This is a genomic window from Staphylococcus sp. EG-SA-17 (genome assembly GCF_017151845.1).
In the GTDB taxonomy this organism is placed as follows: domain Bacteria; phylum Bacillota; class Bacilli; order Staphylococcales; family Staphylococcaceae; genus Staphylococcus; species Staphylococcus aureus.
Genome location: NZ_JACVZO010000069.1, coordinates 1 through 1051, shown reverse-complemented (window position 1 = coordinate 1051; position 1051 = coordinate 1). Strand labels below are relative to the sequence as shown.

Annotated in this window: 1 protein-coding gene and 1 pseudogene; both read right to left on the bottom strand. The window is 29.3% G+C overall.

The window, feature by feature from the left end; translation table 11 throughout:
• Positions 1 to 172 precede the first annotated feature (172 nt).
• Positions 173 to 421, bottom strand: a complete 249-nt coding sequence (locus IDG65_RS14075; protein WP_000906223.1) for a hypothetical protein — start codon at positions 419 to 421, stop codon at positions 173 to 175.
• 12 nt (positions 422 to 433) lie between these two features.
• A pseudogene (locus tag IDG65_RS14070) lies at positions 434 to 925 on the bottom strand (minor capsid protein); the annotation flags it as partial.
• Positions 926 to 1051 lie beyond the last annotated feature (126 nt).

Below are 1051 nucleotides of genomic sequence, written 5' to 3'. Positions count from 1 at the left end.
TTGCGTCCGACTTCCTTCAGATTCCACTTCACAATGGACACCCTTGTCTTTCGCTAACAGTTCCTACTACCAAGCCTGTAACGGACTTTCACCGTCAAGTTGTTGCCCATGCCAGGCGCACTAAAAAATAACCTTCACATTTGAAGGTTAAAATTTTTAAAGTAAACTTTCTTTATCCCCATGCTACGAGTTCAGATTCAGGAAATAGCCCTTTACTAGCATTTATGTATATTCTGTCTATGGCATGAATAAAATAATTATCTCTTGTATTTTTTTCTAAACTAGATTTTTCAGCATTGATAACTTCAAGACTATCTATATCCATTTGAATAATACCAGGCTTAATATTTTCATCATTATTAGGAAAATATTTATATGTAACACTTTTATCATTAATTTCTTTTATTTTTAATATTAGCAATCATTTCCACCTCTAATTAATTAAAATACTATAATTATATTTTATTTCTGTAAGTTTATGTGCCTCTATATAGTGTAAATTATACTTATTCATTAGATAGTGTTCAAGAGCTTCATGTTTCTACGTTATTATATCCATTTTTTTAATATTTTTCCCTTCTCTTAAACGTTGCCAACTTTGAGCCATATAAAAGTCAGGATCAAATTGTTTAAATCCACTTTCTAATAAATACTTATTTTCAAATATATGTTCATAAACTCTTTGAATTAAATTTTTATTTATATTAGTATTTTTAGCAATTTTAGAAATCTCTATCTGTTTATCTCGATTTCTAACTGAATTATAATAAATTTGAGCATGTCTGTTCCTTTTGATACCGTATTCATCACTTTTATTATTAAGTGCACCTGATTCAATAAAACAACCTTCTACTTGATATTTACCTTCACGCTCTTTAAAGAACTTGTCTCGCCAATTGCCGACATGTGGCACTGTGGTACTTCTGTAAATGGCGGTTATAAAATGTAGGAAAATGGCGAAATGAAAATGCTGTTTTTCCTACATTTTTTCTTTTTTAAATTATATAATCATGTCTTAACTCAATCTTCGATTGGAGGTTATTTGATTGAG